This is a genomic window from Campylobacter concisus (genome assembly GCF_002912425.1).
Classification (GTDB): Bacteria; Campylobacterota; Campylobacteria; order Campylobacterales; family Campylobacteraceae; genus Campylobacter_A; species Campylobacter_A concisus_AH.
The window spans coordinates 1-12,445 of record NZ_POYR01000185.1 but is presented as its reverse complement, the minus strand read 5'-3'; the positions used below and the strand labels follow the sequence as shown (position 1 = coordinate 12,445).

General features: G+C 37.5%; 10 protein-coding genes. 8 read left to right on the top strand and 2 right to left on the bottom strand.

Going from position 1 to position 12,445, the window contains the following annotated elements:
* Nucleotides 1-86: 86 nt before the first annotated feature.
* Nucleotides 87-2,456, top strand: coding sequence for a putative bifunctional diguanylate cyclase/phosphodiesterase (locus CYP84_RS09985; RefSeq protein WP_103637431.1), 2,370 nt, complete (start codon nt 87-89; stop codon nt 2,454-2,456).
* Here the strand turns inward: CYP84_RS09985 and CYP84_RS09980 are convergent.
* Nucleotides 2,453-2,641: a hypothetical protein gene (locus tag CYP84_RS09980; protein WP_002940779.1), complete on the bottom strand. Its 189-nt coding sequence runs from the start codon at nt 2,639-2,641 to the stop codon at nt 2,453-2,455. The genes CYP84_RS09985 and CYP84_RS09980 overlap by 4 nt on opposite strands.
* 129 nt (nt 2,642-2,770) lie before the next feature.
* Between CYP84_RS09980 and dut the strand changes: the two genes are divergently transcribed.
* Together dut and CYP84_RS09970 are read left to right on the top strand one after the other, a co-directional pair.
* On the top strand, nt 2,771-3,466 hold the full coding sequence (gene dut / locus CYP84_RS09975; RefSeq protein WP_087581363.1) for a dUTPase: 696 nt from the start codon (nt 2,771-2,773) through the stop codon (nt 3,464-3,466).
* On the top strand, nt 3,463-4,203 hold the full coding sequence (locus tag CYP84_RS09970; RefSeq protein ID WP_087581362.1) for an EI24 domain-containing protein: 741 nt from the start codon (nt 3,463-3,465) through the stop codon (nt 4,201-4,203). Before dut ends, CYP84_RS09970 begins: the two co-directional genes overlap by 4 nt.
* 17 nt (nt 4,204-4,220) lie before the next feature.
* Here CYP84_RS09970 and CYP84_RS09965 read toward each other — a convergent pair whose 3' ends face one another.
* The gene (locus tag CYP84_RS09965) at nt 4,221-4,742 is read right to left on the bottom strand and encodes a hypothetical protein (protein WP_021092115.1); all 522 of its coding nucleotides are present in this window, start codon (nt 4,740-4,742) and stop codon (nt 4,221-4,223) included.
* 84 nt (nt 4,743-4,826) lie between these two features.
* Between CYP84_RS09965 and CYP84_RS09960 the strand changes: the two genes are divergently transcribed.
* From CYP84_RS09960 to CYP84_RS09940, 5 genes are all read left to right on the top strand, one after another.
* A complete protein-coding gene (locus tag CYP84_RS09960; RefSeq protein ID WP_257639672.1) occupies nt 4,827-5,195 on the top strand; it encodes an L-arabinose ABC transporter in 369 nt (122 codons plus the stop codon).
* A complete protein-coding gene (locus CYP84_RS09955) occupies nt 5,196-5,603 on the top strand; it encodes a hypothetical protein (RefSeq protein ID WP_103637430.1) in 408 nt (135 codons plus the stop codon).
* A 294-nt stretch (nt 5,604-5,897) separates the two neighbouring features.
* On the top strand, nt 5,898-10,931 hold the full coding sequence (locus CYP84_RS09950) for a retention module-containing protein (RefSeq protein WP_103637429.1): 5,034 nt from the start codon (nt 5,898-5,900) through the stop codon (nt 10,929-10,931).
* 110 nt (nt 10,932-11,041) lie between these two features.
* A complete protein-coding gene (locus CYP84_RS09945) occupies nt 11,042-11,635 on the top strand; it encodes a LemA family protein (RefSeq protein ID WP_103637428.1) in 594 nt (197 codons plus the stop codon).
* The coding region (locus CYP84_RS09940; protein ID WP_103637427.1) for a TPM domain-containing protein at nt 11,635-12,445 on the top strand (811 nt) is incomplete at its 3' end. The genes CYP84_RS09945 and CYP84_RS09940, both read left to right, overlap by 1 nt.

Genomic DNA, 12,445 nt, shown 5'->3' with positions numbered 1-12,445 from the left:
ATAAGACGATATTACAATTCATAATTAACCTTAAAGAAAAATTTGCAAAATTATAACTAAAAATAAGGTTTGAAACAGAATAAACAATGGAGAGAAACATTTTTTTTACGTCAAATTCGTCACTTATCCTAAGACAAAAACAAATTTTCTATGCCGTTATAGCTCTTTTTATATTTTCTCAGTTTGCCGGCATTTTAAACTATAAAAATTTTGAAAATTTGTTGATATTTTTGGGCTTTGGTCTTGTAGTTTTTGGTATCTACATCTCTATGAATAGATCAAAGCTTAAAGCTATGCACTGGCTTGCTGCATGCTTTGGAGTCTTTATCTGGACCATTATTGATGCCATTAGAAGTGTCAATGAAGACTTTCTTTTAAGAAGCAAAGAGCAAATTTCTTATCTTCATTTTTTCGATCTACTCCCTATGTTTTTACTATTGGCCGCTGTTGGTATATTTTTTGTGGTCAAATTTATAGCTAGCGATAAAAAGATCCTAGTTCTAGCCGATAGCTTTAATGTACTTTTGCTAGTTTTCACGCTTGCTTATTGCATTGTTGGCGACATGGGCGATTTTAATATATTGATCCATCCTAAAAGCCCTAGTGAGCTTGCTGCTAGCATTGCTATTTTTGTAAATTTATCTATTTTATTCATCGCTCTTAGTGAAATTTTTAATAGCAACCATCTTTATATTAGACATAGCGGCTTTTTCTTGATAATCGCAAGTGCGATTTTTACGCTATTAAATTTATATGTTTTTTATAATGAGCTTATAAACAAAGGGCATGATTTTGCTCTGCACTCTATCTACCTTGTGCCATTTTTCCTCTTGATGCTTGGAGCTTTTTACCTAAGGGGTGATAACAAGCGTATAAGCGCAGCAGATGTTGGCATAAAAACAACATCTAAGCTCGTGCCTATTATCTCAGCTGCACTAATACTAATAAAAACTGACCTCTCATCTTATGTTGATCTGCTTATAATTTTTGTTGTTGTAGCTGGAGCGGTTATTAGCTATTTTATGAAAGTGCTTGATCAAAGCGAAGAGATATATAACGCAGAGCAAAATTTACATGATGCTAAAAACAAAGAGAAGCACCTAAAGACAAACGAACTTGAGATGATAAATTTAAGCTTAGAGGGCGTATCTGAAAAAGACTATCTAACCTCTCTTGGCAACAGAGACTCTTTGCTAAATGAGCTAAAAGGTATGTGTAGCGTTTTGGGCGAGAAGCAAGAGATCGCAGTTTATTATATAAATATAAGTCGCTTTAAAAATATAAATACCTCTTACGGACATGAAGTTGGCGATAAAATTTTAAAAGCGATAGCAAAGCGCATACGTGAAGCATGCAACAGACAAGAGGTTACCGCAAGGATCGGCGCTGATGAGTTCATCGTGCTTTCAAAAATGGAAGAAAATAGCCACACTAAACGCATGAAACTTGGTATGGAGCTAAGAGATACGATAGAAAAACCTTTGCAAATAGATAAGTATCACTTTGCGATCAAGAGTGTCGTTGGTATCCACGTTGTCACAAGAGATAACATCAGCGATCCTAGAAATATCATCAAAAAAGCTGATATGGCGATGTATTATGCTAAGCAAAATCCAGCCAAAAACCCGATGGTTTATAATAATGAGATAGATAGCGAGATACAACAAAGCTCAAACATAGAGATAGCTCTTAAAAAAGCAAATTTACAAGAGGATTTTGAGGTATATTTTCAGCCGATTTATGACATTAAAAATTTAAAGATCATCTGCGTAGAAGCGCTACTTAGATGGCAGTCAAAAGAGTATGGACAAAAAGAAGCTGGCGAGTTTATGGATATAGCTAGCTTAAATAGCGACATCTTAAACGACATCTGCACGCTTTCTGTCTCAAAAACAGTAGAGCAAGCCGTAAGATGGCAAAACAAAAAGCTAAAAGTGCCAAAAATAAGCATAAACGTAGCGCAAATTCAAAGCACATCTGAAAAATTTGTAAATGAATTTATGCTAACTTTAAACTCACACCATCTAAATCCAAAGCAGTTTGAGCTTGAATTTAGTGAAGATATCTGGAAAAACGACCAAGAGACGCTTGATAAAATTTTCTCACTTTTAGAGAAAAATAGCATAGATGTTTGTATAGATGACTTTGGATCCGGATATACGTCGTTTGTCTATATCAGAAAGTATAAGATCGACCGCATAAAGATAGCAAATGACTTTGTCGCTCAGTCAGTGATAAATAAAAAAGATATGCAAGTAGTCGCTGCTATCATAAATATAGCAAAATCAATGAAGCTAAAAGTAACAGCAAAAGGCGTTGAAAGCCACGAGATAAAAGAGCTTTTAAAAGAGCTTAATTGTAATGAAATGCAGGGATATTTCTTATCTCGTCCGATGAGTGCGGAGGAGTTTGAGAATTCTTTAAGGCAGAATTCTCACATGGTGGCTGATATTTAAATTTCAGCTTTTATCTCTTCGTTTGATTTTACAACCATGCCTGAGCCATGTATCACGCTTGGGATACAGCTTGTGCAGATATCGACCTCTTCGCCGTTTTTGTGAGCGTGGATGAAAACTGCATTTTTATCATCGCTGCTTTTTAGTCCGCAAACGTTGCAAACTACTAGATCTTTCTCTCTCATCTTTTCTCCTTTGAAATTTTGGGTGATTTTACATCTTGTAAGCTTGCATTAAGATGATTTGGGTCAAGCTTGTCGTTTAAGCATTAATTGTTTTTTGTTATAATCATTTAAAATTTAAAAGGTTTAAAAATGGATGAAAGAACTATTGTTTTAGAGATGTTAAAGATGCAACAAAGCCTAAATGACGAGACAAACGGGCTTGGTTGGGAAAACGGCTATACAAATAAAAATAAACTCATAAGCTGGAGGCGCTGCATATATATGGAGTGCGCTGAGCTCATTGACAGCTTTGCGTGGAAGCACTGGAAGAGCATAGATGCCAAGACTGATGAGCAAAATTTACGCATCGAGGTTGTCGATATCTGGCACTTTATAATGAGCCTAGCACTACAAATTTATAAGGCAAAACAGCTTGGCGATGTTGAAACTTTGGCTGAGGATATTTGCCAAGCAAGCGGTTTTAGCGACTTTTGCAAAGAGCCACTAAGTGTCGAAGACGAGAGCATTTATGAGATCATGAACGACGTTGAGATGCTTATACATGAGTGCAGCGGCTTTGACTATGACATCTTTGATATCTTTAAAATTTATTTCTCAATGTCTTTAAAATGTGGCGTAAATTTATACTCGCTTTATGAGTGCTACATTGCTAAAAACGTACTAAATCGCTTCCGTCAAAATAACGGCTACAAAGAGGGAAGTTATAAGAAAATTTGGAACGGACGTGAAGATAACGAAGTGATGAGCGAAATTTTATCAAATAGCGTTAGTAAGATAGATGAAATTTACGCCGCACTTGAGCGTGAGTACAAAAAGATAAAATGATAAATCTTCTTCGCCTTGGCTTTAAAGACTTTTTTACAGCCAAATTTATAACGCTATCGATCTTGCCGCTTTGTCTTAGCATACTTTGCCTAGCTTGGCTAAGCATCTGGGGAGGTGGCGAGATATTTGACTTTTTAAGCGATGGCGCTAAAAACGAAAATTTCGCCTTTTTAGAGTCAAACTCGACGCTCTCTTTTATAGCTATTAAAATTTTAAGCTTTAGCGCTACAAAGTGGATAGTTAGCATACTTTTTTACGTTTTAAGCACCTTTTTAACGATCATCATTAGCATCGTGATCGCCCTAATCGTAGCTGGCTTTTTAACGCCAGTTGTAGCTAAAGAGATAAACAAAAGGCACTACAACTACGTGCTTAAAAGCGAGGCTAGCACGGCTAGAGTGCTAAAGGTGATGATGGTTGAGATCATGAAATTTCTTGGGATATTGCTTGTTTGCTTGCCACTTTTGTTTGTGCCAGTTTTAAATTTCTTCATCATCAACGTGCCGTTTTTTTACATCTACTATAAACTTTTACTCATAGATGTTGGCTCAAACACACTTGATAGCGATAAATTTGAGCTAGCGTTGCTTGAAGGCGGTGGGGTTAAATTTATTGCTTTTACACTTTTATTTTATCTCATTTCGCTTGTGCCGCTTGTGGGATTATTTTTTCAGCTTTATTTCGTGATAGTCTTGTCGCACCTCTTTTATCAAAGAGAGGCGCTAGTTAAAATTTAGAGCCAAAAGCTCTAAATTTAAGCGTAGTAAGATACTTTTTTGCTCTCATCAAGCAAGGTATCAAATAACCTCTTTGTCGCACTTAGTAGATTTTTATTAGCGTCATTTTTAGCTAAAAGTTCGTCAAACATCTTTAGCATATTGTCATTTATGAAATTTTTGTGATCCAGATCTTTTGCGTCAGGCAACATCTGCTTGATCTTGTTTGAAAGCTCGCTTATGCTTTGGCTGCTACCCGCGATCTTATCGCCCTCTTTGACATTTTTCATAAACTCATCAACTTGTGGGCGAATTTGCTTCATCGCCTCTTCGATCTCTTTCATATCCTGTTCGTCTATGCCGTTGCCTTTATAGGCAAACTCGTAGCCGTATTCGTGCGTTAGAGTTAGGCTTCTTTGGCTTGAAGTGCCATTTTTCTGGCTTGAAAACTCTAAATTTTTGTTGTCATACATCGAAAAGCTTATCTCATCGCCTGAGCTAGTCTTCATCGAAAAGCTCATGTTGTTGTAGCTTCCTTGAGAGTAAAAATTTGTTTGCATTTTTAAATCCTTTTGAGGCTAAATCGGCAAAATTTTAATTTCATAAAGCAAAATTTTGTAAAATGCGTCAAAAAAGGACGGGCGATGTGTTGTTTTGGGACTAGGGTTTTTTTGCTGATGCTTATAACTGTTTTAAGCTTTGTTTTTGCTAAGCTTTGGCCTGTTTTGCCAGTCGTTGGCTACTACTTTATACTTGCAAATTTGCTTGCCATTTTGATGTTTTCACTATTTTTTAAAGGGCTTTTGCCAAGCTTCGTAAAAGTAAATGCGATCCACTACTTTTCGCTAATCGGCGGCTTTTTGGGAGCATTTTTAACGATGCTTGCTTTTAAAAAGGTTGCAAAAGATAAATTTACTCTAATAGAGCTCATTATTTTTACGCTTTGGGTGCTAATAATCGCCATAGTCATCTTTAAATTTCAAACCATTCTTGGTGTTTTTAGGGGAATTTAGATGGATGAGAGGATAGTTAAATTTTTAAAAAAGATGCATCTTGCAAGTGTCTGTGCCATCGATGATGATGGGCAGCCTTACGCTTTTAGCGCATTTTATGCTTTTGATGAGCTAAATTTTTGCCTTTTGCTAGCTAGCTCTGATGAGAGCTCACATATCAAATTTTTAAAAAACTCAAAGCTCGTTGCTGGCACCATCGCTCTTGATACGAAGATCGTTGGCAAGATAGAGGGTGTGCAGTTTCAAGGGGTGATGAGAGAGGCTAGCGCAAGTGAGCGAGAAATTTACTTTAAAAGATTTTTTTATGCAAAAGTGATGGATCCAAAAATTTGGTCTATAAGCCTTGAAAAGGTTAAATTCACGAGCAACACTCTAGGCTTTGGCAAGAAAATTTTTTGGCAAAAGTAGCTAAAAATCGCATAATATTTTCGTGTTAGCTTAAAAGATACTCTTTTTTAAGGTATTCAGAATAACGCTTTTATGAAACGAAAGGTACATGTACCATATAAAAATTTTTTTTAAAATTTTTTACACAAAAGTTACGTAGAATGCCTTTTTTAGGGGGAATTTTAAAAATATTAAAGTGTGATAAAAGAGTATTAAATAACTAAAAATAAACTTAAATTTACCCAAATTTTACTTAATATCCCCAGCCTCACTCTTATTATATAATCGCCGAAAAAATTATATAAGGAGAGTTTTATGGCTAAAGAAGCGGGTGTAGTAAAATCGCTAAGTGGCAAGGCGGTCGCAGTTGATCAAAACGGAAACGAGAGAGAGCTAAAAGTTGGCGACATCGTTTATATGGGTGAGAGTGTAAAAACTAGCGATGCAGCCGACAAAGTAACTATTGTTGCAAATAACGGCAAAGAGCTAACTGTACTAGGCAGTGACACGCTTTCTTTAAATCCAAATACGATAGGTGCTGAGGGCTTAGCTGATATAAGCGCTTTGCAAAATGCTATTTTAAATGGTGGCGATCTAACAAAACTTGAAGAGACTGCTGCTGGTGGTAATGCTGCTGCTGGTGGTGGAGATGGAGTTAGCCTTGGCGAAGCTAGATTTGCTGAAGGCGGTCACTACTCTAACATCAATGAAACTTATAGAAATTTAACTGATACAAATAGAGCTTTTGCTTCATACGATAGCCCAATAGGCGGTTACAATGATGGCAACGATGATGATAATGGTGCTAGTGGCGCAAACGTTAATATAATCCCAGGTGCACCAACTGTTAAATTTATAAATGATATAAATGGCAACCACACTTTAAGCAGGGTAGAGCATGGAAATGATACAGATGTAAATACATCTAAAGTTCTTATCACAGTACCAAATGACGGCACAGTAAGAGCTGGAGATATACTAAAAGTCACTGTAACTGATCCAAATGGTAATGAAACTACAACAAACATAACCATCACTCCATCTATCATAACTAATGGCCATCCAATAGATGCACCTGTAGAGCCAGGTAAAAACTCAAAAGTAGAAGCAAGCGTTACAAATTTCCAAGGTAACACTGGCGGCAGTAGCGAAGATCACGTAACTCCTACAAAATCAAGCGTAAGCGTTGAATTTACAGAAGATAGAAATAACGATAAATTTTTAACTTACACAGAAAACAACAATGACAACAAACAAAATGAGTCACCAGTACTTATAAAAGTAAGTGATGTTATCCCTGGAGATAAACTTCACATTACACTAACAAAACCAGATGGTACTACTGAAAAAAGAGAAGTTACTATCGATCAAAATATAATCAATAATGGCTACAAGATAGACAATATGCCAGTTGCTGAGGGTAAAGTTTCAAAAGTAGATGCTTATGTTACTGATAGCACAAACTCTAGCACTTGGAAGAGCGATGTAGCAACCGATGATGTTACTCCAGATGTAAGACCAACCTTAACATTTACTGAAGACCACGATAATGATGGCGGTATAGATGACTGGGAAAATAGTAAAGATGGAAACTTTAGAAGCACAACTGTTGAAGTTACACTTCCAAAAGATGTTGTAGCAGGCGATAAAGTTGTTATAACTTACACTGATCCACTAACAAAACATGATACAACAAAAATAGTGCCTCTTACACAAGCAGATGTTGATAACCATAAGGTAAATACATCATTACCAGTATTCCCTGACGTATGGAACTATGCAAGTGCTCATGTCGTAGCTGCAGATGACACACCAAAGAGTGCAGAGTCTAATAAAGATAATGTAATACCTATCGGCAGAAACATGGAGATAAAATTTATAGAGCAAGATACTCTTCATGAAATTTCAAGACAAGAGAGCATGGATGAGCATGAAGTAAATGAAACAACAGCTCTTATAAGACTTCCAAACAAAATAGACAATGGTGACATAGTTACACTTACTATAAATGAGCCTACAAATGGCGTTTATACAAGAAATTTCACTATAAATATGAATGATAAAGGTGAGGTAACAAGTATAACAGAGATTGGCAATGGCGGACAAAATTTCCCATTGACAAAAGAGAGCTTTAATCAATACTCATTTGAAGTACCAGGCTTTGATCTAAGAAATGGAAAAGATACTACTATAAAAGCTAGTATCACAAACATGACACCAGGCAGACATACATATATAAATGAGCCAGAAGTTTCAGCTAGCTTAGAGCATGTAAAAGCACCTGAGGTTATCTTTGATGAGGCGCATAACTCAAAAACTATGAGCAGGAAAGCTTCAGCTGATGATGGTGATGAATTTAACACAACTGCAACTATCAAGATCCCTAAAAATGCAGTAGATGGCGATAGGATCGAAGTTAAGATCACTGAGCCACAGCTTGATGGCACAACTAAAGATAGAACGCTTAAATTTAATGTTCATAAAGATGCTTCAGGTGTTAAGATAACAGATGAGCATGGCAATGATGTAGCAGTAAGCGACAACGGCTTTAAAATTTCTCATGTTGGTACATTAACAGGAGCTGAGACTAAAATTTCAGCTACTATCATCGATAAAGATGATGTTCAAAGTGCTACTGGAACAAATAGCGTAAGCGTAACAGAGCTTGATGACTCTGGAATTTTCTTTGGCGAAGACGTTGATGCTAATACATCTATCACAAGAGATGAGAGCATGAAAGATAGTGATCTTCATAAGACTGATCTAAAAATAAAAGTGCCAAATAACGTGATAACTGGCGACAAGATGATACTTGAGGTTAAAGCTGAGGGCAACACAACTTTACAAAAAGAATTTACTATCACAAGAAATGGCAATAGCATTACTCTAACAGATGGCACTGATACTATAACAGCTGATAGTGATAATAAAATCACAGTACCAGGCATAGTAATAGGTGAAGGTAAAAATACAGAGGCTCAAGCAACATTTACAGATGCCAAAGATCATGCAAAAACCATAGTAACAAACCACGCTACCCTTGAAAAGCTTCACGATGATATGACTGTTATATTTAATAAGGATGCAGACTTTAACGGAATTTTAAATAAAGATGAAGCTACAAAAGACAGCAACGGCAATGTAGTAAATACAACTACAGCTACTATTAAGTTACCAAGCAATGTTGTAGATGGTGACGTGTTAAAGATAACTACAAGCATAGAAAATGGCGCACCAACTACTACAAGCCATACTATCCACAAAGACGCTCAGGGTAATATCACAGTAGATGATCTAAATGTAGTTGGCAATAAAGCTGTTGAGTATACAGTACCGTTACAAGAAGATAAAACAAGCAAGGTAAGTGCAACAGTTAGCGATGCAACAGGCGTCGATAAGGTAGAAGCTGGTAGTGATATCTTGCTTGATGCTGATGGCGATGGTAGTACAAATTTCTATGTACTTATCGATGAGGACAAAGATAGGAATGGCAAACTAAGCAGAGACGAGGCAAACTCAGATGGTAAGGTTAAAGCGACATCTGCAACCGTATCTCTACCAAGTGGCGACCTACATACAGGTGATACATTTACTGTAAAAGTAAATGGTGTGCCAACTACATATAAAGTAACTAGCAACAATAGCCACGTGCTAACTATAGAAGATAGACCTGGGCACAATGTGCCTTTAGCACCAGGTAACTTACTAAAGATAGATGGTATCGCAGTGAGTGTTACAAATCCTGCTAAGGTTGAAGTAGATATACCTAATGTCTCATCTAAATCAGCTGAGGCGATACTAGATCCTATAAACAATAACGAGCTAAGCGTAATTTTCAACGAAGATAATGCTAATAGAAACAATGAGCTAAGCAGAGATGAGGCTATATCAGATAATCATCTAAAAACTACAACAGTAAGCGTAAAAGTGCCTTACAATGTTGTAACGGGGGATAAAGTAATAGTGGATATTACTGATCCAAATACAGGTGTAAAAACACCTAGAACATTTGAGATAACTAAAAAAGATGGTGTCATTATCGCTAAAGAACCAGGCCACGAGCCACAAGACATCACAAAAACTAACACCATAGAAGTAGATAATGTCCCTATGAAGCCAGGTGAGAAAACAAAGGTAGATGCGACTATAACTACTCAAGATGATCAAACAGCACATGCTGACGCAGAGGCAAAACTAGCGCAGCTAAGCAGCAAAGGTCTAAGTGTAAGCATAGCTGCTGATGCAAACGACAATGGCACTATCACAAGAGATGAGACAAGTAGCGATACTTCAAAAGTAAGTGTATCTCTCCCTGGTAGCGTAATAGCTGGCGATAGTATAAAAGTTGAGATCACAAATGCTGGTAGCACAATACCTGTGACGAAAGAATTTAAAGTCTTTAGCAAAGATCCACTTGGCAATATCGTACTAGAAAATCAAGCTGATCACAGCAAATTCACTCTTGAAAATGGCAAACCACTTGAGCTTGATGCAGCTATCGCGGTAGGACAAGAGACAAAAGCAAAAGTCACTCTATCTGATGGAACAACTACTGTAAGCGCAGAAGATCATGCAAAAGTCGAGATGGACGCTATAAGAGGTATGCAGTTTAGCGAAGACGGCAATAGAGATGGACATCTATATGGCAATGAAAACTTTGGTGATAACAACAAAACTCAAGATACAACGCCAGTTAAAATTTATGTTAGCGATGATGCAAGAGTAGGTGATACAGTTGAGATCAAATATACTGATCCAGACAATCACGCTCAAACAAAGACAGTAAATCACGTGCTAACAGCTGATGATATGAGCAAGGGTGTATTTGAGCAACTACTAGACATCAACGCAAGATCAGCTTATGATCTAAAAGTAGATGCTACGCTTAAAACTCCAGGCGGTCTTGTAAATAAAACTCATAGCGATACACTTCGCATAGAGCTTGAAGACTTTAGGATGGATTATGATCCAAGCAAAGTGATGAAAGGTGGAGAGGGTACATCTGATACGATCGTCTTTAGAGATACTTCTCACGTAGATCTTAGCGGCGTTACTGACCTTAACACAAAAGTTGAGAGCATCGAAAGGATCGAGCTAAAAGGCAACTCTGAGATCAAATTTGACGCAAAAGATATCTTTGCTATGACTGATAACATCAACACTATCCTTAAGATAAGAGGTGATAGCACCAGCAAGGTAGATATAAAAGGTAAGTGGCATGAAGACCCATCAGTACATGCTGACTTTGGCTCAAAAGGCTATACAAGCAACGATACTGTAAATGATCAAACTGGAAATGGTCATACAGTACATATTATCATTGAAGATAAAATCCAAACAGACCTATAATCCCCAAAAGTGAGTGCGCTTTAAGCCACTCACTTCACTTACCTAACTTCAAATTTACATCATTTTTTAAGCCTTATTTTACTAATATCACTCCTTTTAAAGGAGAAGACATGAAAAATTTAATAGCCATCGTTGTGGTCATAGCAGCACTTGTTTTTGGCGCTTTCAAATACGCAAATTCATTTGTAGTGCTTGATGAAAACACCAACGAAAAGTGGTCTCAGGTGCTAAATCAATACAAAAGAAGAGCCGATCTCGTGCCAAATTTAGTTGAAACTGTAAAAGGCTACGCAGCTCACGAGCAAAAGGTCTTTGAAGACGTTGCAAACGCAAGAAGCAAGAGCATGCAAGTAAGCATCGACGCAAGCAGCCTTAGCGACGAGGCGAAGATAAAAGAATTTATGGCGGCTCAAGGTCAGCTAGGCTCAGCTCTAAGCAGGCTGATGGCAGTTAGTGAGAGCTACCCAGAGCTAAAAGCAAACCAAAATTTCCTCTCACTCCAAAGCCAGCTTGAAGGCACAGAAAACCGCATAAGCGTAGCAAGACGCGACTACATCGAGGCTGTAAAAGAGTACAACGTAGCTCTTAGAAGCTTTCCAGGTAAATTTATAGTAGGCATTTTCTACCCAGAGATGAAGCCAAAACAAGGCATCGAGGTTAGCAGCGAAGATATGAAAAATCCAAAAGTTTCGTTTGAGAAATAATGAAAAAAATCATTAGCCTTTTGCTCTTTGCATTTTGCTTTTGTTTTGCTCTAAATTTCAATGAGCAGATCAACGATGAGGCTCATATCTTTTCACAAAATGAAAGAGATGAGCTTTTAAGCTTAGTGCAAAATTTCGAGCAAAACAGCACCACACAAATCGCCATCGTGACTTTAAATTCGATTGAAAATAAGAGCATAGAAGAGCTATCGCTAGAAATAGCTAGAGGCTACAAACTAGGTCAAAAAAAAGATAACAACGGCGTGCTTTTGGTGGTCGCTCCAAATGAGAAAAAGGTCCGCATCGAGGTTGGATACGGGCTTGAAGGGGTGCTAACTGACGCCATCTCAAGCCAGATCATAAATGGCGTGATGATACCTGAGTTTAAAAACGGCAATATGAGCGAAGGCGTGAAAGATGGTGTTTTGGCGATCATAAAAGTGGCTAGCGGCGAGGAATTTAGTAACAAAACTAGCCTTAGCGACTTGCCTTTTGGCGTGTTTGCCTTTTTTGCTGGCATGCTCTCTTGTTTTGCCTCTGTGATCTTTGGCAAATTTTTTATGCGAACTGGCTTTAGTACGTGCTTTGCTGGGCTTGTATCAACCGCACTTGAGCAAGGATTTGGCGTGCAAAACTACCTTATCATCTTTGGCGTTTTTGCCTTTATATTTGCGGTATTTTTTCTAATATTAAAAGACGTTTTTAAGAAAAATAGCCAAGGTGGCTCTTTGCCAATGGGCTTTAGACGAGGTGGTTCAGACTCAAATGGCGGTGGCGGTCGCTCAAGTGGCAGAGGAGGCGGATTTAGTG

Bases quoted from the DNA above. Each gene is read 5' to 3' on its own strand.
- CYP84_RS09985 (WP_103637431.1), top strand. From the start codon at position 87: ATGGAGAGAAACATTTTTTTTACGTCAAATTCGTCACTTATCCTAAGA.
- CYP84_RS09980 (WP_002940779.1), bottom strand. From the start codon at position 2,641: ATGAGAGAGAAAGATCTAGTAGTTTGCAACGTTTGCGGACTAAAAAGC.
- dut (WP_087581363.1), top strand. From the start codon at position 2,771: ATGGATGAAAGAACTATTGTTTTAGAGATGTTAAAGATGCAACAAAGC.
- CYP84_RS09970 (WP_087581362.1), top strand. From the start codon at position 3,463: ATGATAAATCTTCTTCGCCTTGGCTTTAAAGACTTTTTTACAGCCAAA.
- CYP84_RS09965 (WP_021092115.1), bottom strand. From the start codon at position 4,742: ATGCAAACAAATTTTTACTCTCAAGGAAGCTACAACAACATGAGCTTT.
- CYP84_RS09960 (WP_257639672.1), top strand. From the start codon at position 4,827: ATGTGTTGTTTTGGGACTAGGGTTTTTTTGCTGATGCTTATAACTGTT.
- CYP84_RS09955 (WP_103637430.1), top strand. From the start codon at position 5,196: ATGGATGAGAGGATAGTTAAATTTTTAAAAAAGATGCATCTTGCAAGT.
- CYP84_RS09950 (WP_103637429.1), top strand. From the start codon at position 5,898: ATGGCTAAAGAAGCGGGTGTAGTAAAATCGCTAAGTGGCAAGGCGGTC.
- CYP84_RS09945 (WP_103637428.1), top strand. From the start codon at position 11,042: ATGAAAAATTTAATAGCCATCGTTGTGGTCATAGCAGCACTTGTTTTT.